Genomic DNA, 20,821 nt, shown 5'->3' on the forward strand with positions numbered 1-20,821 from the left:
CCGCAAGTAGCTGACTAAATCGGCGCATGGGCTGAACAATAGAAAAGCGGCACGGCGGCTGTCAACGGCCAATTTCCGGCAGGCTTGGGTGCCGGTCTGCACCAGCGCTGCGCAGGGCGCTTCATCGGAGTGCGATAAATCGCCGATTGTGTCCGCATAACAGCGGCTATACCGCTGAACCCGCAAAAAAGCCCGGTTGGCACAGCCTCTGCATTAGCTGCCTTACATAGGCCAGACCTTCAACGTGGAGGGTCGGCTCCGAATGCGGAAGAAAGGGACAAAGGCGTCCTCACTGGGAGATCAGTGGGACGCCTTTTTCGTTCTGGATTTTTACAACGACACGGCCAGGCAGCTATCGACTGCGCCAGCCTGCGGGGAGAACGGCATGAAAAAACTCAAGCTGGTGATGATCGGCAACGGCATGGCCGGGGTGCGCACACTGGAAGAGCTGCTCAACCTGGCTCCCGCGCTGTACGACATCACCGTGTTCGGTGCCGAGCCGCATCCCAACTACAACCGAATCCTGCTCTCTCCGGTGCTGGCCGGGGAACAGACTTTCGATGAGATCGTGCTCAACGATCTCAAGTGGTACAGCGATAACAACATCCGTCTGATGCTTAACCGCAAGGTGGTCGAGATCGACCGGATCAAGCGCCGGGTAGTCGCCGATGATGGCAGCGAAGCAGAGTACGACCGGTTGCTTATCGCTACGGGTTCGAATCCCTTCATGCTCCCGGTTCCGGGCAACGATCTGAAAGGCGTGGTCGGCTACCGCGACATTGCCGATACCCAGGCCATGATGGATGTCACCAAAACCCACAAGCACGCCGTGGTGATCGGTGGTGGATTGCTCGGGCTGGAAGCCGCCAACGGTCTGAAACTACGCGGCATGGACGTGACGGTGGTGCACATCGGCGAATGGCCGATGGAACGTCAACTCGACCAGACAGCCGGCACCTTGCTGCAACAAGCCCTGGAAGCGCGTGGGCTCAACTTCAAGATGCAGAAGCAGACCGCCGAGCTCATTGGCAACCACGCCGGCCGGGTCAAGTCCGTGCGCTTCGCCGATGGCCAAGTCATCGACGCCGACCTGGTGGTGATGGCGGCCGGGATCCGTCCCAACAGCGCGCTGGCCGAGAAAGCCGGCATCCCCTGTGACCGCGGCATTCTGGTCAACGACACCCTGCAGACCTACGACCCGCGGGTGTACGCCGTCGGCGAGTGCGCCAGTCATCGCGGCACCGCCTACGGCCTGGTGGCGCCGCTGTTCGAGCAGGCCAAGGTTTGCGCGAATCATCTGGCGATGCTGGGCTTTTCCCGATATCTCGGTTCGGTGACCTCAACCAAACTCAAGGTGACCGGCATCGACCTGTTCTCAGCCGGCGACTTCATCGGCGGCGAAGGCACCGAGACCATCACCCTCTCCGACCCTGTCGGTGGCGTGTACAAGAAGCTCGTGATCAAGGACAACATCCTCGTCGGCGCCTGTCTCTTCGGCGACACGGCTGACGGGGGCTGGTATTTGCGCCAGGTACGCGACGGCCAGAACGTCAGCGAAATCCGTGATCACCTGATGTTTGGTACGGCCGGCCTATGCGAAGGCGCCACCGGTGAGACCGGCCAGCAAGGCCAGAACAACGCCATGGCGATGCCCGAAAGCTGGCAGATCAACCACGGTGGCGGCGAAGCCGTGGCGCCCGATGTCGGCTGCGCACATCGTCATCAAGCCCGGATGAAGAACTGCCGCGAACTGCCAGCAATGAAGGCGCGCAATGAATCTGCCGCGTAAGACCAGCCCGGAGGGCGCGTATCAGCCCGCCGTTTGATCCAGTAATTACCGCGACTGGCACGGTGAGCCGAGGCAGAGCGCCGCCCGGCCCACCCATATCTCATACCGACGCCCTTCCCAGGAGACGACACCATGCGCCAGACAACCGCCTCGACCTGCTGTTATTGCGGCGTGGGCTGTGGTGTGCTGATCGAGCACGATGGCGAGCACATCCTCGATGTCGCTGGCGACCCGAATCATCCGGCTAATTTTGGCAAGCTGTGCAGCAAGGGTTCGACGCTGCACCTGACCGGCGACCTCGACGCCCGCGCACGCTATCCCGAACTGCGCCTGGGTAAAGGCCTGGCCCGCGCACGTGCAAGCTGGGACAGCGCGCTCGATCATGCCGCCACTATGTTCGCCAAAACCATTGCCGAGCACGGACCGGACAGCGTCGCCTTCTATATCTCCGGTCAGTTGCTGACCGAGGATTACTACGCGTTCAACAAGCTCGCCCGCGCGCTGGTCGGCACCAACAACATCGATTCGAACTCACGCCTGTGCATGTCTTCAGCCGTGGTGGGCTACAAGCGCAGCCTCGGCGCCGACGCCCCACCCTGCAGTTACGAAGACATCGAGCAGAGCGATTGCGTGCTGATCGTCGGCAGCAACATGGCCTATGCGCACCCCGTGTTGTTCCGCCGTCTGGAGGAAGCCAAGGCAAAGCGCCCCGAGATGAAAGTGATCGTCGTCGACCCACGCCGCACCGACACGTGCGAGCTGGCTGACCTGCACCTGCCGATCGTGCCGGGTACAGACGTCGCACTGTTCCACGGCATCCTGCATCTGCTGCTGAGGGAAGGCTGGATCGATGGAAACTTCATCGAGGCTCACACGGACGGCTTTGATGAATTGAAGAACATGGTGTGCGACTACAGTCCGGTCATGGTGGCAGAGCTGTGCGGCATCAGCGTGAACGATCTGCAACGCTGCGCAAGGATGATCGGCAACGCGCCTAGCTTTCTGTCGCTGTGGTGTATGGGCGTCAACCAATCCTCATCCGGTAGCGCCAAGAACAGCGCACTGATCAACCTGCATCTGGCCACCGGCCAGATCGGCAAGCCGGGCGCCGGGCCCTTTTCACTGACTGGGCAACCCAACGCCATGGGCGGCCGCGAAACGGGCAGTCTGTCTAACCTGCTTCCGGGCCATCGCGAAGCCGGCAACCCCACGCATCGTGCCGAAGTGGCGGCTTACTGGGGCATCGACAGGCTGCCGGACACCACCGGGCTTTCCGCCATCGAACTGTTCGACGCCGTGCACAGCGGACAGATCAAGGCGCTGTGGATCGCCTGTACCAACCCAGGTCAATCGATGCCGGATCAGCAGAAGGTTCACGAAGCCCTAGCAGGCTGCCCGTTCGTCGTGGTTCAGGAAGCCTTTTCGACCACCGAAACCTGCCACTACGCCGACCTGCTGCTGCCTGCCGCCAGTTGGGGCGAAAAGGATGGCACCGTGACCAATTCCGAGCGCCGCGTCAGCCATGTACGCCCCGCCATTGCCGCCCCCGGCGAGGCGCGCCCGGATTGGTCGATCACCTGCGATTTCGCCCGCCGACTGGAAAAGCTGATGCGCCCCGGCGAGCCGAGCCTGTTCGACTTCACAAACCCTGCCGCCCTGTTCGAGGAATACAAGCTGCTCACCCAGGGCCGGGATCTTGATCTGTCGGGCCTCAGCCACGCGCTGATCGACCAGCTTGGCCCGCAGCAATGGCCCTTCCCCGCGGGCCACCAGCAAGGCACGCCAAGGCTTTACGGTGACGGCGTGTTCCCGACCGCAAGCGGCCGCGCCAGGTTTCTCGCTGAGCACTATCGGGCACCAAAAGAAACGCGCGAGACAGGCTTCCCGCTCACGCTGAACACCGGTCGCCTGCGCGATCACTGGCACGGCATGAGCCGCACAGGAACCGCCGCGCGGCTGTTCAGCCACGTCGAAGAAGCGCTGCTGAGCATGAACGCAGACGATATGCGCCAGCGTCAGTTGTTCGATGGTCAGCTGGTCAAAGCGCGCAGCCGCCGTGGCGAGCTGATACTGCCTGTACAGAAAGACGACAGCCTGCGTCCCGGCCAGGCTTTCGTGCCGATGCATTGGGGCGACCGCTTCCTCAAGGGGCTCGGCATCAACCGCCTCACGCTGTCGGCGTTCGATCCGCTTTCCAAGCAGCCCGAACTCAAGCACGCCGGGGTCGAAGTAGAAAAAGCCGAGCTGCCCTGGCAGTTCTTTGCTCTTGTCGAAGGCTCGGTGCAGAAGCGTTTCGACGCGCTGCGGCCACTCTTTGAGGGTTTCGCCTACGCCAGCTTCAGCCTGGCTGGACGCGACCGATCTGCGCTGGTGATCCGCGCCGCCTGTAACGAAGCTCCAGACGCACCAACGCTGGCGGAAATCGAGCGACTGCTAGGGCTGGATAATGGCCCAGTGGTGGTTTACGACGATCCGCGACGCAGCGTCGGCAAGCGGGTGCGTATCGAGGATGGGCGCATCGTCGCCCTCAGCCTGTCCGGCGAAACCGCCGCGCGCCACTGGCTCAAGCAGCTCTGGCACGACGGCAAGGTCGACCAGGCCCTGCGTCGCTGGCTGCTCGCGCCATTGAGCACGCCACCTGGCGGCAACGTGCGCAGCGCCAAAACGCTGTGTAACTGCATGAACGTCAGCCAGGACGCGATCTGCTCAGGTATCGAGCGGGGTCTGGACTTGAACGGCTTGAAGCGCGAGCTGGGCTGCGGCACCAGTTGCGGCTCGTGCGTACCGGAAATCAAGCGACTGCTGGAGAAACAGCCGGCAGTGGTATGAACATCAACAGCTGACGATGCATGGCGGGTCGTCGGCGCGTATACAGCAAAACGTGAGGTGGAAACATGAGCGCAAAAGTCTGGCTGGTTGGGGCAGGTCCTGGTGACCCGGAACTGCTGACGCTCAAGGCCGTGCGCGCCATGGGCGAGGCGCAGGTGGTGCTGATCGATGATCTGGTCAATCCTGCCGTGCTCGAACATTGCCCGACCGCACGGGTGATTCCGGTGGGCAAGCGCGGCGGCTGCCGCTCGACGCCTCAGGCCTTCATTCACCGACTGATGCTGCGCTACGCCCGCCAGGGGAAATGCGTCGTGCGCTTGAAGGGCGGCGACCCGTGCATCTTCGGCCGCGGCGGCGAAGAAGCTGAATGGCTGGCCGAGCGCGGCATTGAGGTGGAAATGGTCAACGGCATCACCGCTGGGCTGGCAGGCGCCACCCAGTGCGGGATATCCCTGACCCAGCGCGGCATTGCCCGCGGCGTGACGTTGGTCACCGCGCATACGCTCGATAGCAGCAGCCCCGCATGGCATGCACTGGCGACAACCGGTACGACACTGGTCGTCTACATGGGCGTGAGCAGCTTGCAACAGGTGCAGAGCGGTCTGATCGAAGGCGGCCTGGCGGCCAGCACTCCGGTGGCCATGATCGAAAACGCATCCCTGCCACAGCAGCGCGAATGCCGCTCCAGCCTCGCTGCCATGTGCCTCGATGCGGCAAGCTTCCAGCTCAAGAGCCCGGCAATCCTGGTAATCGGTGAGGTGGCGGCAAAACAGGAAGGTTATGGCGGCGGCCAAGTGGAACACGCCAATGGCAGCGCGGCCTGAAATCTGCTAAGCGATACGGCAAAAGCCACGGATATCAGCCAGCGACGGGTTCCAAATCACGCTCAGCGAGCCATTCCAGAGCGTTATCAGGCCGTCCCTCACCTCAACACGGATCAGGCGAACCAAAAAAATATTTCAATAAGTTTCATCCGAAACATGTACGCGCACGGTTTATGGGCATAGTATGCGCAGCCATCACAAGGTTGCGGCGCATCGCCGCAGCTGCAATACCAGCCGTTCCGCCAAGGAGTCCGGCATGTCTGATGTCACCATGCCCCACAATTGGGGCTTCGCAGTCTTTATTCTCGGCGTCATCGCGCTGTGCGCGTTCATGCTCGGCGCTTCCAGCCTGCTCGGCAGCAAGGCCTGGGGTCGCGCCAAGAACGAGCCTTTCGAGTCCGGTATTTTGCCCACGGGCAATGCACGGCTGCGTTTTTCCGCAAAATTCTATCTGGTCGCGATGCTCTTCGTGATCTTCGACGTTGAAGCCCTATATCTCTTTGCCTGGGCTGTCTCGGTACGCGAAAGCGGCTGGGCGGGCCTCATTGAAGCTACCGTATTCATAGCAATTCTGTTGGCGGGTCTTGTCTACCTTTGGCGGGTGGGTGCGCTCGATTGGGCGCCATCCAGCCGTCGCGAGCGACAGGCGAAGCTAAAACAATGAGGCTCTTGGCATGCAATACAAACTTACCCGGATCGATCCGGATGCGGTCAGCGACCGTTATCCGGCCGGGCAACAGGAGACTGTTGCCAATCCACTAGAAGACCAGGTTCATCGCAACATCTACATGGGCAAGCTGGAAGACGTGCTGAGTGGCGCGGTCAACTGGGGGCGCAAGAACTCCCTCTGGCCGTATAACTTCGGCCTGTCGTGCTGCTACGTGGAGATGACCACGGCCTTCACCGCGCCTCATGACATCGCCCGCTTCGGTGCCGAAGTCATCCGTGCTTCGCCGCGCCAGGCCGATTTCATGGTCATTGCCGGCACCTGCTTCATCAAGATGGCGCCCATCATCCAGCGCCTCTACGAACAAATGCTCGAACCCAAGTGGGTCATTTCCATGGGTTCGTGCGCCAACTCCGGTGGTATGTACGACATCTACTCGGTCGTTCAGGGGGTCGACAAGTTCCTCCCCGTGGACGTGTACATACCCGGCTGCCCGCCCCGCCCCGAGGCGTTCCTGCAAGGCTTGCAACTGCTGCAGGATTCCATCGGCAAGGAGCGACGCCCGCTTTCCTGGGTCGTCGGCGATCAAGGCGTTTATCGCCCCGAGATGCCTTCGCAGAAGGAACAGCGACGCGACCAGCGTATCCAGGTCACCAACCTGCGCAGCCCCGACGACGTGTGAATTCCGGCTTTCCCGACCGGAAGGCTTCCGCACACCCGAACGTTGACCGAAAGCGACCGAGACCATGACTGCAGGCAATGCGCTGTACATCCCGCCTTACAAGGCTGACGACCAGGATATCGTCGTCGAACTGAACGCGCGCTTCGGCGCCGAGACCTTCACGTTGCAACCCAGCCTGACCGGCATGCCGGTGCTCTGGGTGCCTCGCGAAAAGCTCATCGAGGTGCTGGGCTTCCTGCGCCAAGTCAGCAAGCCCTACGTGATGCTCTACGACCTGAGCGCCACTGACGAGCGCCTGCGCACCCATCGCCATGGCCTGCCTGCCGCCGATTTCAGTGTCTTCTATCATCTGATGTCGCTGGAGCGAAACAGTGACGTGATGATCAAGGTCGCGCTCCGCGAAGGCGACATGAAGCTGCCCACCGCCGTCTCCGTCTGGCCCAACGCCAACTGGTACGAGCGCGAGATCTGGGACATGTTCGGCATCACCTTCGATGGCCACCCGTTCCTCACCCGCATGCTGATGCCACCGACCTGGGAAGGTCACCCCCTGCGCAAGGACTACCCCGCGCGGGCCACCGAGTTCGATCCCTACAGTCTGAACGCCGCCAAGCAGGACCTGGAACAGGAAGCCCTGCGCTTCAAGCCCGAAGACTGGGGCATGCAGCGCCACGGCGAGCACGAGGACTACATGTTCCTCAACCTCGGCCCGAACCACCCTTCGGCCCACGGTGCCTTCCGCATCATCCTGCAGCTCGATGGCGAGGAAATCCTCGATTGCGTGCCGGAGATCGGCTACCACCATCGCGGCGCCGAGAAGATGGCCGAGCGCCAGAGCTGGCATAGTTTCATCCCTTATACCGACCGCATCGACTACCTCGGCGGGGTGATGAACAACCTGCCCTATGTGCTGGCGGTGGAGAAACTCGCGGGGATCACCGTGCCGGACCGCGTCGATTTCATCCGCGTGATGATGGCCGAGTTCTTCCGCATCCAGAACCATCTGCTTTATCTCGGCACCTACATCCAGGACGTCGGCGCGATGACGCCGGTGTTCTTCACCTTCACCGACCGCCAGCGCGCCTACAAGGTCATCGAAGCCATTACCGGTTTCCGTATGCACCCGGCCTGGTATCGCATCGGCGGTGTCGCTCACGACCTGCCGCGCGGCTGGGACAAGCTGGTGCGCGAGTTCCTCGACTGGATGCCAAAACGTCTCAACGAGTACGAAAAGGCAGCGCTGAAAAACAGCATCCTCATCGGCCGTACCAAGGGCGTCGCCGCCTACAACACCAAGGAAGCGCTGGAATGGGGCACCACCGGTGCCGGCCTGCGCGCCACCGGTTGCGACTTCGACATTCGCAAGGCACGCCCCTACTCCGGCTATCAGCATTTCGATTTCGAGGTGCCGCTGGCGGTCAATGGCGACGCCTATGACCGCTGCATGGTGAAGATGGGCGAGATGCGCGAGAGCCTGAAGATCATCGAGCAGTGCCTCAAACACATGCCCGAAGGGCCGTACAAGGCTGACCACCCGCTGACCACGCCGCCCCCGAAAGAGCGCACGCTGGAGCACATCGAAACGCTGATCACGCACTTCCTGCAGGTTTCCTGGGGCCCGGTGATGCCGGCCAACGAGAGCTTCCAGATGATCGAAGCGACCAAGGGCATCAACAGCTACTACCTGACCAGCGACGGCAGCACCATGAGCTACCGCACGCGCATTCGCACGCCCAGCTTCCCGCATCTGCAGCAGATCCCCTCGGTGATCCGCGGCAGCATGATCCCGGACCTGATCGCCTACCTGGGCAGCATCGATTTCGTTATGGCCGACGTGGACCGCTGATATGAGCACTCTGATCAAGACTGACCGTTTCGTCCTCAGCGAAACCGAACGCTCGGCCATCGAGCACGAGATGCACCACTACGAAGACCCGCGCGCGGCCAGCATCGAAGCCCTGAAGATCGTGCAGAAGGCCCGCGGCTGGGTGCCGGACGGCGCCTGCGATGCCATCGGCGAGATCCTCGGCATCCCGGCCAGCGACGTCGAAGGCGTGGCCACCTTCTATAGTCAGATTTTTCGCGTGCCGGTGGGCCGCCATATCATCCGCGTCTGCGACAGCATGACCTGCTACATCGGCGGCCATGAAAGCGTGCTGGACAGCATCCGTAACGAAATCGGCATCGAACCCGGCCAGACTTCCACCGATGGCCGCTTCACGCTGATTCCGGTGTGCTGCCTGGGCAACTGCGACAAGGCCCCGGCCCTGATGATCGACGACGACACCTTCGGCGACGTTCAGCCCGGCGGCGTCGCCCAGTTGCTGGAGGCCTATCAATGAAGACGCTTTCATCTTTCGGCCCGGCCAACCGCATCGCGCGTAGCGAAGAAACCCATCCGCTGACCTGGCGTCTGCGCGACGACGGCCAGCCGGTATGGCTCGACGAATACCGGCAGAAGGCTGGCTACGACGCGCTGCGCAAGGCGCTGGCCGAGATGGGCCAGGCCGACATCGTGCAGACGGTGAAGGAATCGGGCCTCAAGGGCCGTGGCGGTGCGGGCTTCCCCACGGGCGTGAAGTGGGGCCTGATGCCCGCCGACGAATCGCGCAACATCCGCTACCTGCTGTGCAACGCGGACGAGATGGAACCCAACACCTGGAAGGACCGCTTGCTGATGGAGCAACTGCCGCACCTGCTGGTGGAAGGCATGATCATCAGCGCCCGCGCGCTCAAGGCGTATCGCGGCTATATCTTCCTGCGCGGTGAATACGTCGATGCGGCGCGCAACCTCAACCGCGCCATCGATGAGGCCAGGGCTGCCGGACTGCTGGGCAAAAATATCCTCGGCAGCGGCTTCGATTTCGAGCTGTTCGTGCACACCGGTGCCGGCCGCTACATCTGTGGCGAGGAAACCGCGCTGATCAACTCGCTGGAAGGCCGCCGCGCCAACCCGCGCGCCAAGCCGCCCTTCCCCGCCGCCGTCGGCGTCTGGGGCAAGCCAACCTGCGTCAACAACGTCGAAACCCTGTGCAACGTGCCGGCAATCATCGGCAGCGGCGTGGATTGGTACAAGTCTCTTGCCCGTCCCGGCAGCGAAGACCACGGCAGCAAGCTGATGGGTTTTTCCGGCAAGGTAAAGAACCCCGGTATCTGGGAACTGCCCTTTGGCATCACCGCACGCGAACTCTTCGAGGATTACGCCGGCGGCATGAAGGATGGCTACACCCTCAAGTGCTGGCAGCCCGGCGGCGCCGGCACCGGCTTTCTACTGCCTGAGCACCTGGAGGCGCAGATGTCCGCCGGCGGCGTCGCCAAATTCGGCACCCGCATGGGTACCGGCCTGGCGCTGGCCGTCGACCACACCGTCAGCATGGTCTCGCTGCTGCGCAACATGGAAGAGTTCTTCGCCCGCGAATCCTGCGGCTGGTGCACGCCATGCCGCGACGGCCTGCCCTGGAGCGTGAAGACCCTGCGTGCGCTGGAGCGCGGTCAAGGCACACCGCAAGACCTCGACATCCTGCTGCGACTGGTGGATTTCCTCGGCCCCGGCAAGACCTTCTGTGCCCATGCGCCTGGCGCAGTGGAGCCGCTGGGCGCCGCGATCAAATATTTCCGACATGAGTTCGAGGCGGGCGTCGCCCAGACCACGGTCACGTCCCCAAGGCCGGCGCTAACGAATTAGAAGACGTTGGAGGTTAAAGGCTGAACGCCGGGTGAAAGAGCCGTACGGCCTCATCCAGCCCCGATCCTTCCCTTCAGCGGACAAGTTTCCTATTAGCCAGACCCGCGCAAGCGGGATGAGAAGACCTAGAAATGGCCACTATCCACGTAGACGGCAAAGACTACGAAGTCGATGGAGCGGACAACCTGTTGCACGCCTGTCTCTCCCTCGGCCTCGATGTTCCCTATTTCTGCTGGCACCCGGCGCTGGGCAGCGTCGGCGCCTGCCGCCAGTGCGCGGTCAAGCAGTACAGCGATGAGAACGACACTCGCGGTCGCCTGGTCATGTCGTGCATGACACCGGCCACCGACAACAGCTGGATTTCCATCAAGGACGACGAAGCCCGGGCCTTCCGCGCCAGCGTTGTCGAATGGCTGATGATCAACCACCCGCACGACTGCCCGGTGTGCGAGGAAGGCGGACACTGCCACCTGCAAGACATGACGGTGATGACCGGCCACAACCAGCGCCGTTACCGCTTCACCAAACGCACCCACAACAATCAGGAGCTCGGCCCCTTCATCGCCCACGAGATGAACCGCTGCATCGCCTGTTACCGGTGCGTGCGCTACTACAATGACTATGCGGACGGCACCGACCTGGGCGTGTTCGGCGCCAACGACAACGTGTATTTCGGCCGTGTCGAAGATGGCGTGCTGGAAAGCGAGTTCTCCGGCAACCTCACCGAGGTCTGCCCCACCGGGGTATTTACCGACAAGACCCACTCCGAGCGCTACAACCGCAAGTGGGACATGCAGTTCGCGCCCAGCATCTGTCACGGCTGCGCCTCCGGCTGCAACATCAGCCCCGGCGAACGCTACGGTGAAATCCGCCGCATCGAGAACCGTTTCAACGGCGAAGTGAACCACTACTTCCTCTGCGACCGTGGGCGCTTCGGCTATGGCTACATCAACCGCTCCGACCGTCCCCGCCAGCCCGTGCTGGGTACCGACAAGCTCGGCGTCGACGCCGCGCTCGACGCGGCTGCCGGGCTGCTGAAAGGCAAGCGGGTGATTGGCATTGGCTCACCACGCGCCAGCCTGGAAAGTAACCATGCCCTGCGCGCACTGGTCGGCGTGGAGAACTTCTACAGCGGTATCGCCGCCAACGAGCTGGAGAATATCCGGCTGATCCGCCAACTGCTGCAGAACGGCCCGCTGCCGGTGCCGACGATGCGCGAGATCGAAAGCCACGATGCGGTATTCATCCTCGGCGAGGACCTGACCCAGACGGCCGCGCGCATGGCGCTGTCCGTGCGTCAGGCCGCCAAGGGCAAGGCCACCGAAATCGCCGCCTCGATGAAGATTCAGGACTGGCACATCGCCGCGGTGCAGAACGTCGCGCAAGGCGCCCTGCATCCGGTGTTCATCGCCAGCGTCAGCGAAACCCGTCTTGACGACATCGCCGAGCAGAGCGTACATGCCGCACCGGTCGATCTGGCCCGCCTCGGTTTTGCCGTGGCCCACGCCATCGACCCCAGCGCGCCAGCCGTTGACGGCCTGGAAGCCGAAGCTCGCGAGCTGGTGCAGCGGATCGCCGACGTCCTGCTCGCTGCCAAGCGCCCGCTGCTCATCAGCGGCGCCTCGCAGGGCGAGAAGAGCCTAATCGAAGCCGCCGGCAACATCGCCCAGGCGCTGAAGAATCGTGAGAAGAGCGCTTCGATCAGCCTCGTCGTGCCGGAAGCCAACAGCCTCGGCGTAACGCTACTCGGTGGCGAATCCGTGGATGCCGCGCTGGATGCGCTGATCTCCGGCGATGCCGAGGCCGTGATCGTGCTGGAGAACGACCTCTACCGCCGCGCCGATCAGACCAAGGTGGACAAGGCGTTGGCCGCTGCCAAGGCCGTCATCGTTGCCGATCACCAGCAGACCGCCACCACGGCCAAGGCCCATCTGGTGCTGTCCGCCGCCAGCTTCGCCGAAGCCGACGGCACCCTGGTCAGCCAGGAAGGCCGCGCGCAGCGTTTCTTCCAGGTTTTCGAGCCCAGCTACTACGACGGCAAGATCCTGGTGCGCGAAGGCTGGCGCTGGATGCACGCGCTGCAGTGCACGCTGCAAGGCAAGGCCGTGGACTGGACCAATCTGGATCAGGCCACCGCCGATTGCGCCGCGGCCAACCCGCAGCTGCAGGGCATTCTGGCCGCCGCACCGCTTTCCTCGTTCCGCATCAAGGGCCTGAAAATGGCGCGCGAGCCGCTGCGCTACAGCGGACGCACCGCCATGCGCGCCAACATCAGCGTGCACGAACCGCGTCAGCCGCAGGATCAGGACTCACCGTTCGCCTATTCCATGGAAGGTTACTCCGGCAGCGCCGAGGATCGGCAGCAGATTCCATTCGCTTGGTCGCCGGGCTGGAACTCGCCGCAGGCCTGGAACAAGTTCCAGGACGAGGTTGGCGGCCACCTGCGTGCCGGTGATCCCGGTGTGCGCCTGCTCGACGACGTTCGTCAGGATCTGGCCTGGAAAACCGCACCCGCCGCCTTCGCACCCGCGCTCGGCAGCTGGCAGGTGGTGCCGCTGCATCACTTGTTCGGCAGCGAGGAAACCACGGCGCTCGCCGCACCTATCCAGAGCCGCATCCCGCAGCCCTATGTCGCCCTGGCCGAAGCCGAAGCCCAGCGTCTTGGCGTGGCCGAAGGCGCGCTGCTCAGTCTGCGGGTCGCCGATCGGCACTTGCAGCTGCCGGTGCGCATCGATGAATCCCTGGGCCTCGGCCTGGTCGGTCTGCCGGTCGGCCTCGAAAGCATTCCGGTACTGAACGGCGCCTGCCTGGCCACTGAACTGGAGGCGTCGCGATGAACTGGCTGACTCCCGAAGTGATCGACGTGATCATCGCCGTGGTCAAGGCGCTGGTGATCATGCTGGCGGTGGTGGTGTGCGGCGCCTTGCTGAGCTTCGTCGAACGCCGCCTGCTGGGTTGGTGGCAGGACCGCTACGGCCCCAACCGGGTCGGCCCGTTCGGCATGTTCCAGATCGCCGCCGACATGCTGAAGATGTTCTTCAAGGAAGACTGGAACCCGCCGTTCTCGGACCGCTTGATCTTCACGCTGGCGCCGGTGGTGGCGATGAGCTCGCTGCTGCTGGCCTTCGTCATCGTGCCGATCACCCCGACCTGGGGCGTGGCGGACCTGAACATCGGCCTGCTGTTCTTCTTCGCCATGGCCGGTCTCACGGTGTACGCGGTGCTGTTCGCCGGCTGGGCGAGCAACAACAAGTTCGCCCTGCTCGGCGCCCTGCGCGCCTCGGCGCAGACGGTGTCGTACGAGGTGTTTCTCGGGCTGTCGCTGATGGGGATTGTCGCCCAGGTCGGCTCGTTCAACATGCGCGACATCGTCGAGTACCAGCAGCAGAACCTGTGGTTCATCATTCCGCAGTTCCTCGGCTTCTGTACCTTCTTCGTCGCCGGTGTCGCGGTCACCCACCGCCATCCCTTCGACCAGCCGGAAGCCGAGCAGGAACTGGCCGACGGCTATCACGTCGAGTACGCCGGGATGAAATGGGGCATGTTCTTCGTCGGTGAATACATCGGCATCGTGACCATTTCGGCGCTGCTGACCACGCTGTTTTTCGGCGGCTGGCACGGGCCTTTTCTGGATACCCTGCCCTGGCTCTCGTTCTTCTATTTCGCGGTGAAGACCGGCTTTTTCATCATGCTGTTCGTGCTGTTGCGCGCCTCGCTGCCGCGCCCACGCTACGACCAGGTGATGGCCTTCGGCTGGAAGTTCTGCCTGCCGCTGACCCTGATCAACCTGCTGGTGACCGGCGCGCTTGTGCTGGCCGCGGCCCAGTAAGGAGAAAACCCATGTTCAAGTACATAGGCTCGGTGCTACACGGCACCTACACCCAACTGCGCAGCCTGGTGATGGTGTTCGGCCATGGCTTTCGCAAGCGCGACACCTTGCAATACCCCGAGGAGCAGGTTTACCTGCCGCCCCGCTATCGCGGTCGCATCGTCCTGACCCGCGACCCCGACGGCGAGGAGCGCTGCGTGGCTTGCAACCTCTGCGCGGTAGCCTGTCCGGTGGCCTGTATTTCATTGCAAAAGGCCGAGACCGACGAAGGTCGCTGGTATCCCGAGTTCTTCCGCATCAACTTCTCGCGCTGCATCTTCTGCGGCTTCTGCGAAGAAGCCTGCCCGACCAACGCAATCCAGCTCACACCGGATTTCGAGCTGGGCGATTACAAACGTCAAGATCTGGTTTACGAGAAAGAAGACCTACTGATTTCTGGAACCGGCAAGTATCACGACTACAACTTCTACCGCGTCTCGGGCCTGGCCATCGCCGGCAAACCCAAGGGCGCTGCGCAGGACGAGGCGGAGCCGATCAATGTCAAGGGGTTGTTGCCATGACGCTCGTTCGATTTGCGCACGCTGCGCCAGCCGGCTTCGAGTCGGCCCCCCACCGGTCGAGGATGTACTGATGGAATTCGCTTTCTACTTTTCCGCCGGCGTGGCCGTGGTTGCCACACTACGGGTGATCACCGGCAGCAACCCGGTGCATGCCCTGCTCTACCTGATCACCTCGCTGCTGGCGGTATCGATGTGCTTCTTCGCCCTCGGCGCGCCTTTTGCCGGCGCGCTGGAAATCATCGTCTATGCCGGCGCCATCATGGTGCTCTTCGTGTTCGTGGTGATGATGCTCAACCTCGGCCCTAACACGGCAAGCCAGGAACGCGCCTGGCTGCAACCGCGGGTTTGGATAGGGCCGTCGCTGCTGGCAGCGATCCTACTGGCGCAGTTGCTCTGGGCCTTGTTCGCAGCGCCGGAATACGCACCGGCAGGCCTGACCACCATCGGACCCAAGGAGGTCGGCATCGCCCTGTTCGGGCCTTACCTGCTGGCCGTCGAGCTGGCGTCCATGCTGCTACTGGCGGCGCTGGTCGCCGCCTTCCACCTTGGCCGCCATGAGGCGAAGGAGTAACCCATGAGTTCGATACCAATGGAGCACGGCCTGGCCATTGCCGCCGTACTGTTCTGCCTAGGGCTGGTCGGTCTGATGGTGCGCCGCAACATCCTGTTCATGCTGATGAGCCTGGAAGTGATGATGAACGCCGCGGGCCTGGCCTTCGTCGTGGCCGGTAGCCGCTGGCAACAACCGGATGGGCAGGTGATGTTCATTCTGGTGATCACCCTGGCCGCGGCCGAGGCCGCCATCGGCCTGGCGATCCTGCTGCAGTTGTATCGCCGCTTCAACACCCTTGATGTCGATGCAGCAAGCGAGATGCGCGGATGAACCTACTATTGCTCACCTTCGTTTTCCCGCTGCTCGGCTACTTCCTGCTGGCCTTCTCGCGCGGGAAGATTTCAGAAAACCTGGCCGCCGTGATCGGCGTCGGTTCGATCGGCCTGTCGGCGCTGATCGCGGCGTTGTGTATCTGGCAGTTCAACACCTCGCCACCGGAGGGCGGCGTGTTCAGCCAGCACCTGTGGCAGTGGCTGGGCGTGGTCGGTCTCAGCGTCGCCTTCGGCCTGCACCTGGACGGCCTGTCGCTGACGATGCTCGGCGTGGTCACCGGTGTCGGCTTCCTGATCCACCTCTTCGCCAGTTGGTACATGCGCGGTGAAGAGGGCTATTCGCGCTTCTTCGCCTACACCAACCTGTTCATTTTCAGCATGTTGCTGCTGGTGCTGGGCGACAACCTGCTGCTGCTGTACTTCGGCTGGGAAGGCGTGGGGCTGTGCTCCTACCTGCTGATCGGCTTCTACTTCAAGGAACGCAAGAACGGCCACGCCGCGCTCAAGGCCTTCATCGTCACCCGCGTCGGCGACGTGCTGATGGCCTTCGGTCTGTTCATCCTGTTCGTCCAGCTGGGCACGCTGAACATTCCGGAACTGCTGGCATTGGCGCCGCAGAAGTTCGCCGAGGGCGATCTGTGGATCACCCTGGCGACCCTGGCGCTGCTCGGCGGCGCGGTGGGCAAGTCCGCGCAACTGCCGCTACAAACCTGGCTGGCCGACGCCATGGCTGGCCCGACACCGGTTTCCGCACTGATCCACGCGGCGACCATGGTCACCGCGGGCGTCTACCTGATCGCCCGCACCCACGGCCTGTTCCTGCTTGCACCGGATGTGCACGAACTGGTGGGTATCGTCGGCGGCGTGACCCTGGTGCTGGCCGGCTTCGCCGCTCTGGTGCAGACCGACATCAAACGCATCCTCGCCTACTCGACCATGAGCCAGATCGGTTACATGTTCCTCGCCCTGGGCGTGGGTGCCTGGGACGCGGCGATCTTCCACCTGATGACCCACGCCTTCTTCAAGGCGCTGCTGTTCCTCGCCTCCGGTTCGGTGATCAATGCCTGCCACCACGAGCAGAACATCTTCAGGATGGGCGGACTGTGGAAGAAGCTGCCACTGGCCTACGCCAGTTTCATCGTCGGCGGCGCGGCACTGGCAGCGCTGCCGCTGATCACCGCCGGCTTCTACTCCAAGGACGAAATCCTCTGGGAAGCCTTCGCCAGCGGCCACAGCGGCCTTCTCTACGCAGGTCTGCTCGGGGCCTTCTTGACGTCCCTGTACACCTTCCGCCTGATCTTCATCGCCTTCCACGGCGAGGTGAAGACCGAGGCGCATGCCGGTCGCGGCCTGGCCCACAACCTGCCGCTGGTGGTGCTGATCGTGCTCTCCACCTTCATCGGCGCGATGATCGTGCCGCCGTTGTCTGGCGTGCTCCCAGAAAGCGTCGGCCATGCCGGTGGTGAAGCCAAGCACAGCCTGGAAATCGCCTCCGGTGCCATCGCCCTGGCCGGCGTTCTGCTCGCGGCGCTGCTGTTCCTTGGCAAGCGCGGCCTGGTCAGCGCCATCGCGCAAAGCGCGCCGGGGCGTTTCCTTTCGGCCTGGTGGTACGCCGCCTGGGGCTTCGACTGGCTTTACGACAAGCTTTTCGTGCAGCCCTACCTCTGGCTCACCCGCCTGCTGGGCCGCGACCCCATCGACGCCACCATCGGATTGGTACCGCGCACCGCTCGTGGCAGCCATGTGCTGCTGAGCCGTAGCGAAACCGGCCAGTTACGCTGGTACGCCCTGTCCATCGTTGGCGGAGCCGTGCTGTTGCTCGGCATCGTTCTGCTCTGAATTTGCGCAAGGACTCGAAATCGTGATTCTGCCCTGGCTAATCCTGATTCCCTTCATCGGCGGCCTGCTCTGCTGGTTCGTCGAACGTTTCGACAAGAGCATGCCGCGCTGGATCGCCCTGCTCACCATGTCGCTGCTGCTCGCGCTCGGCCTCTGGCTGTGGGCCGGCGGCAACTACCAGCTCGCCCCCGCGCCCGGCGCCGAGGCCAACTGGGCCGTGGAATTCAAGCACGTCTGGATCGAGCGCTTCGGCATCAACCTGCATCTGGCGCTCGATGGCCTGTCGCTGCTGATGATCATGCTCACCGGCCTGCTCGGTGTGCTCTCGGTGCTCTGCTCCTGGAAGGAAATCCAGCGCCACGTCGGCTTCTTCCACCTCAACCTGATGTGGATTCTCGGCGGCGTGGTCGGCGTGTTCCTTGCCCTGGACCTGTTCCTGTTCTTCTTCTTCTGGGAAATGATGCTGGTGCCGATGTACTTCCTCATCGCGCTCTGGGGTCACAGCTCGGAAGGCAAGCGCTCGCGGATCAACGCGGCGACCAAGTTCTTCATCTACACCCAGGCCAGCGGCCTGATTATGCTGGTGGCGATCCTCGGTCTGGTGCTGGTCAACTACCACAACACCGGTGTGCTGACCTTCGACTACCAGTTGCTGTTGCAGGCCGATCTGGCGCCGGGCGTCGAATACCTGCTGATGCTGGGCTTCTTCATCGCCTTCGCGGTGAAATTCCCTATCGTGCCGCTGCACTCCTGGCTGCCCGATGCCCACGCCCAGGCGCCCACCGCCGGCTCCGTCGACCTGGCCGGCATCCTGCTGAAAACCGCCGCCTACGGCATGATCCGCTTCGCCCTGCCGCTATTCCCGGATGCCTCGATGGACTTCGCGCCCATCGCCATGGGCCTCGGCCTGCTCGGCATCTTCTACGGCGCGGTGCTGTCGTTCGCGCAAACCGATATCAAGCGCCTGATCGCTTATTCCAGCGTCTCGCACATGGGCTTCGTGCTGATCGGCATCTATTCCGGCAGCGAACTCGCCCTGCAAGGCGCGGTGGTGCTGATGATCGCTCACGGCCTCTCGGCCGCGGCGCTGTTCATCCTCAGCGGCCAGCTCTATGAGCGTCTGCACACGCGAGACATGCGCGAGATGGGTGGCCTGTGGTCGCGCCTGCCCTGGTTGCCGCCGCTGAGCCTGTTCTTCGCCGCCGCCTCGCTGGGCCTGCCCGGCACCGGCAACTTCATTGGTGAGTTCGTGGTGCTGTTCGGCGCCTTCGCCAACTCGCCGTGGGTGGTGGTGATCGCCACCTTCGGCCTGGTGCTGTCGTCCATCTACTCGCTGGCGATGATCCACCGCGCCTACTTCGGGCCGAGCAAGGCCGAAGGGCTGTTGCAAGGCCTGGACGCGCGCGAGATCGGCATGGTGCTGCTGCTGGCCGTGCTGCTGGTACTGCTCGGCGTCTATCCGCAGCCGGTGTTCGACACCTCGCTTGCCACCATGAACGGTGTGCAGCAATGGATCGATACCGCTTTCACCCCAACAGTTTCGGCCCGGTAGTCTCGCCATGGAATTCACACAGCAACACTTCATCGCCCTGCTGCCCTTGCTGATCACCGGTGCCACCGCCATCGCGGTGATGCTGGCCATCGCGTGGCAACGCAACCACGGGCTCAGCTTCGTCGTCACGTCGGTGGGTCTCACGCTCGCCCTGGTGTCGATAGTGCCCGCGCTGCGGGTCGCGCCGCTGGACGTGACGCCGCTGCTGCGGCTGGACGCCTTCGCCTTTTTCTACAGCGCCGTGGTGCTGGTCGCGACACTGGCCTGCGTGACCCTGGCCCACGCCTACCTGGGCGAGAAAGCCGACTCCGACGGCTTCCCGGGCAACCGCGAAGAGCTTTATCTGCTGATGGCGCTGTCAGCCGCCGGCGGTCTGGTGCTGGTCAGCGCGCAGCACCTGGCCGGGTTCTTCATCGGCCTGGAGCTGCTCTCGGTGCCGGTGTACGGGCTGGTCGCCTACGCCTTCTTCAACAAGCGTTCGCTGGAAGCCGGCATCAAGTACATGGTGCTTTCCGCCGCCGCCAGCGCCTTCCTGCTGTTCGGCATGGCGCTGCTCTACGCCGAGTCGGGCAGCCTCAGCTTCGCCGGTATCGGCGCCAGTCTGGCCGCGCAAGGCTCGTCAGCACTGGTGCAGGCTGGCATCGGCATGATGCTGATCGGCCTCGGTTTCAAGCTCTCGTTGGCGCCCTTCCACCTGTGGACGCCGGACGTCTACGAGGGCGCGCCGGCTCCAGTGGCGACCTTCCTGGCCACCGTCAGCAAGGTGGCGGTGTTCGCCGTGTTGCTGCGTCTGTATCAGCTGTCGCCAGCCACCAGTGGCGGCTGGTTGAACGAGGCGCTGAGCCTGATCGCCATCGCCTCGATCCTGATCGGCAACCTGCTGGCGCTTAACCAGAGCAACCTCAAGCGCCTGCTGGGTTATTCATCCATCGCCCACTTCGGCTATCTGCTGGTGGCGCTGATCGCCAGCAAAGGCCTGGCGGTGGAGGCCATCGGCGTCTATCTCGTGACTTATGTGTTGACCACGTTGGGCGCATTCGGCGTGATCACCCTGATGTCGAGCCCGTTCAAAGGCCGCGATGCCGATGCGCTCTACGAGTACCGAGGGCTGTTCTGGCGGCGCCCCTACCTGACCGCCGTGCTCACCGTGATGATGCTGTCGCTGGCAGGTATTCCGCTGACGGCAGGCTTCATCGGCAAGTTCTACGTGATCGCTTCCGGCGTCGAATCCCAGCTGTGGTGGCTGCTGGGCGCGCTGATCATCGGCAGTGCGGTGGGCCTGTTCTACTACCTGCGAGTCATGGTGACGCTGTACCTGGTCGAGCCGGGCATTCGCCGCCACGACGCCCCCATCAACTGGGGGCAGCGTGCCGGGGGCATGATGCTGCTGGCCATCGCGGTACTCGCGTTCTTTCTGGGCGTTTATCCGCAGCCGTTGCTGGAGCTGGTACAGCAAGCGGGGCTGGTGGCTGTATAGACCGGGTCCATCAAAGCAGCTGTGGCGCAGCTGCTAGATCAGTCAGCCCGTGGTCGCCTGCTTTGGTTTCGCTGCGGTTGGGCAGAAGAAACAACTTCCACCGCCTTCCCTGCTAATCCGTTGCTGCCCGCAATTATTGCCCGCAATAAAAAACCGCGACCCCAAGGTCGCGGTTTTTTATCACGGCTCGAACATCACGCCTT

The 20,821-nt window shown here is 63.2% G+C and carries 15 protein-coding genes and 1 pseudogene; all 16 read left to right on the forward strand.

Annotation, left to right across the window (positions count from 1 at the left end):
- Nucleotides 1-385: 385 nt before the first annotated feature.
- Nucleotides 386-1,669 (forward strand): annotated as a pseudogene (locus tag PSTU_RS21030) (NAD(P)/FAD-dependent oxidoreductase); the annotation flags it as partial.
- A 252-nt stretch (nt 1,670-1,921) separates the two neighbouring features.
- Nucleotides 1,922-4,618: a nitrate reductase gene (locus PSTU_RS0119690; RefSeq protein ID WP_019342741.1), complete on the forward strand. Its 2,697-nt coding sequence runs from the start codon at nt 1,922-1,924 to the stop codon at nt 4,616-4,618.
- Between the two features lie 65 nt (nt 4,619-4,683).
- A complete protein-coding gene (cobA, locus tag PSTU_RS0119695; RefSeq protein ID WP_019342742.1) occupies nt 4,684-5,442 on the forward strand; it encodes a uroporphyrinogen-III C-methyltransferase in 759 nt (252 codons plus the stop codon).
- A 256-nt stretch (nt 5,443-5,698) separates the two neighbouring features.
- On the forward strand, nt 5,699-6,106 hold the full coding sequence (locus PSTU_RS0119700) for an NADH-quinone oxidoreductase subunit A (protein WP_029404890.1): 408 nt from the start codon (nt 5,699-5,701) through the stop codon (nt 6,104-6,106).
- Between the two features lie 10 nt (nt 6,107-6,116).
- The gene (locus PSTU_RS0119705) at nt 6,117-6,791 is read left to right on the forward strand and encodes a NuoB/complex I 20 kDa subunit family protein (protein WP_019342744.1); all 675 of its coding nucleotides are present in this window, start codon (nt 6,117-6,119) and stop codon (nt 6,789-6,791) included.
- Between the two features lie 64 nt (nt 6,792-6,855).
- On the forward strand, nt 6,856-8,637 hold the full coding sequence (gene nuoC / locus PSTU_RS0119710; RefSeq protein WP_019342745.1) for an NADH-quinone oxidoreductase subunit C/D: 1,782 nt from the start codon (nt 6,856-6,858) through the stop codon (nt 8,635-8,637).
- Nucleotide 8,638: 1 nt separating this feature from the next.
- Nucleotides 8,639-9,133, forward strand: coding sequence for an NADH-quinone oxidoreductase subunit NuoE (nuoE, locus tag PSTU_RS0119715; protein WP_019342746.1), 495 nt, complete (start codon nt 8,639-8,641; stop codon nt 9,131-9,133).
- Nucleotides 9,130-10,476, forward strand: coding sequence for an NADH-quinone oxidoreductase subunit NuoF (gene nuoF / locus PSTU_RS21035; RefSeq protein ID WP_019342747.1), 1,347 nt, complete (start codon nt 9,130-9,132; stop codon nt 10,474-10,476). Before nuoE ends, nuoF begins: the two co-directional genes overlap by 4 nt.
- 131 nt (nt 10,477-10,607) lie before the next feature.
- Nucleotides 10,608-13,313 (forward strand): NADH-quinone oxidoreductase subunit NuoG, encoded by a 2,706-nt coding sequence (nuoG, locus tag PSTU_RS0119725; RefSeq protein ID WP_019342748.1) that lies wholly within the window; start codon nt 10,608-10,610, stop codon nt 13,311-13,313.
- On the forward strand, nt 13,310-14,305 hold the full coding sequence (gene nuoH, locus PSTU_RS0119730; protein ID WP_019342749.1) for an NADH-quinone oxidoreductase subunit NuoH: 996 nt from the start codon (nt 13,310-13,312) through the stop codon (nt 14,303-14,305). The genes nuoG and nuoH overlap by 4 nt, the downstream gene beginning before the upstream one ends.
- Nucleotides 14,306-14,316: 11 nt before the next feature.
- Nucleotides 14,317-14,865: an NADH-quinone oxidoreductase subunit NuoI gene (gene nuoI, locus PSTU_RS0119735; protein WP_019342750.1), complete on the forward strand. Its 549-nt coding sequence runs from the start codon at nt 14,317-14,319 to the stop codon at nt 14,863-14,865.
- A gap of 70 nt (nt 14,866-14,935) precedes the next feature.
- Nucleotides 14,936-15,436: an NADH-quinone oxidoreductase subunit J gene (nuoJ, locus tag PSTU_RS0119740; RefSeq protein ID WP_019342751.1), complete on the forward strand. Its 501-nt coding sequence runs from the start codon at nt 14,936-14,938 to the stop codon at nt 15,434-15,436.
- A gap of 3 nt (nt 15,437-15,439) precedes the next feature.
- Nucleotides 15,440-15,748: an NADH-quinone oxidoreductase subunit NuoK gene (gene nuoK, locus PSTU_RS0119745; protein WP_029404891.1), complete on the forward strand. Its 309-nt coding sequence runs from the start codon at nt 15,440-15,442 to the stop codon at nt 15,746-15,748.
- Nucleotides 15,745-17,589, forward strand: coding sequence for an NADH-quinone oxidoreductase subunit L (nuoL, locus tag PSTU_RS0119750; RefSeq protein ID WP_019342753.1), 1,845 nt, complete (start codon nt 15,745-15,747; stop codon nt 17,587-17,589). The genes nuoK and nuoL overlap by 4 nt, the downstream gene beginning before the upstream one ends.
- A gap of 22 nt (nt 17,590-17,611) precedes the next feature.
- Complete coding sequence (gene nuoM, locus PSTU_RS0119755; protein WP_019342754.1) at nt 17,612-19,141, forward strand: NADH-quinone oxidoreductase subunit M; 1,530 nt, start codon at nt 17,612-17,614, stop codon at nt 19,139-19,141.
- 7 nt (nt 19,142-19,148) lie between these two features.
- On the forward strand, nt 19,149-20,618 hold the full coding sequence (gene nuoN, locus PSTU_RS0119760) for an NADH-quinone oxidoreductase subunit NuoN (protein WP_019342755.1): 1,470 nt from the start codon (nt 19,149-19,151) through the stop codon (nt 20,616-20,618).
- Nucleotides 20,619-20,821: the final 203 nt, after the last annotated feature.

This window comes from Stutzerimonas stutzeri SDM-LAC (assembly GCF_000235745.1).
Lineage (GTDB): Bacteria > Pseudomonadota > Gammaproteobacteria > Pseudomonadales > Pseudomonadaceae > Stutzerimonas > Stutzerimonas stutzeri_H.

Coding starts and splice junctions, on each gene's coding strand:
- nuoI (WP_019342750.1), top strand. CDS start 14,317: ATGTTCAAGTACATAGGCTCGGTGCTACACGGCACCTACACCCAACTG.
- nuoE (WP_019342746.1), top strand. CDS start 8,639: ATGAGCACTCTGATCAAGACTGACCGTTTCGTCCTCAGCGAAACCGAA.
- nuoJ (WP_019342751.1), top strand. CDS start 14,936: ATGGAATTCGCTTTCTACTTTTCCGCCGGCGTGGCCGTGGTTGCCACA.
- nuoL (WP_019342753.1), top strand. CDS start 15,745: ATGAACCTACTATTGCTCACCTTCGTTTTCCCGCTGCTCGGCTACTTC.
- nuoF (WP_019342747.1), top strand. CDS start 9,130: ATGAAGACGCTTTCATCTTTCGGCCCGGCCAACCGCATCGCGCGTAGC.
- nuoG (WP_019342748.1), top strand. CDS start 10,608: ATGGCCACTATCCACGTAGACGGCAAAGACTACGAAGTCGATGGAGCG.
- nuoK (WP_029404891.1), top strand. CDS start 15,440: ATGAGTTCGATACCAATGGAGCACGGCCTGGCCATTGCCGCCGTACTG.
- nuoN (WP_019342755.1), top strand. CDS start 19,149: ATGGAATTCACACAGCAACACTTCATCGCCCTGCTGCCCTTGCTGATC.
- cobA (WP_019342742.1), top strand. CDS start 4,684: ATGAGCGCAAAAGTCTGGCTGGTTGGGGCAGGTCCTGGTGACCCGGAA.
- nuoH (WP_019342749.1), top strand. CDS start 13,310: ATGAACTGGCTGACTCCCGAAGTGATCGACGTGATCATCGCCGTGGTC.
- PSTU_RS0119700 (WP_029404890.1), top strand. CDS start 5,699: ATGTCTGATGTCACCATGCCCCACAATTGGGGCTTCGCAGTCTTTATT.
- PSTU_RS0119705 (WP_019342744.1), top strand. CDS start 6,117: ATGCAATACAAACTTACCCGGATCGATCCGGATGCGGTCAGCGACCGT.
- PSTU_RS0119690 (WP_019342741.1), top strand. CDS start 1,922: ATGCGCCAGACAACCGCCTCGACCTGCTGTTATTGCGGCGTGGGCTGT.
- nuoC (WP_019342745.1), top strand. CDS start 6,856: ATGACTGCAGGCAATGCGCTGTACATCCCGCCTTACAAGGCTGACGAC.